Genomic DNA, 688 nt, shown 5'->3' on the forward strand with positions numbered 1-688 from the left:
GACATCTCTGGTTAAACGCTCGTTTCCAGCTCACCAGAGCTTTTCGCAGGATTCCACGTCCTTCATCGCCTCTTACTGCCAAGGCATCCACCGTTTGCGCTTCTCTTCTTGACCATATAATCTCAGTTACCTCAGATCATATGCTTCTATTTCAAATACAAGTACGCTTGTGTTACCTCTTTGTTTACCATATTTTTAATGAACGCCTGGTTATTCCAGATTAAAATACTCTCGTAAAAGTACTTTAATCTGAATAAACCGTTGAAGAATTCCATAGAATGGTGGGTCTGGGTGGACTTGAACCACCGACCTCACCCTTATCAGGGGTGCGATCTAACCAACTGATCTACAGACCCATTTTTACTTCGACATTTTCCATCATCTAAGCAACACTTGCTTTGATTAAAGAAAAATTCTCTGGCAAAAATGCTTCGATGCACTTTGCTTTTTGATTTGCGACTAGGTACGCATTTATTGAAAATGCACTACAACATCTCATTTACATCAACAACAATCTCGTGATCGAATATCTTTTCCGTTTCTTCTCAGTAACGGTTGGGATTCTTCATTATCTCGAAAACAAACTGTGTGGGCACTTTAAATTACTTTAGTGCCATTAATTAAGGAGGTGATCCAGCCGCAGGTTCCCCTACGGCTACCTTGTTACGACTTCACCCCAGTCATGAAC

General features: G+C 41.0%; 1 tRNA gene and 2 rRNA genes. All 3 read right to left on the minus strand.

Annotation, left to right across the window (positions count from 1 at the left end):
* Window positions 1–114: ribosomal RNA gene (locus tag ACWTE2_RS22315) — 23S ribosomal RNA — on the minus strand; the annotation flags it as partial.
* 165 nt (window positions 115–279) lie between these two features.
* A tRNA-Ile gene (locus ACWTE2_RS22320) sits at window positions 280–356 on the minus strand.
* 265 nt (window positions 357–621) lie between these two features.
* Window positions 622–688 (minus strand): 16S ribosomal RNA (locus ACWTE2_RS22325); the annotation flags it as partial.

The organism is Legionella nigrisilvae (assembly GCF_977063395.2).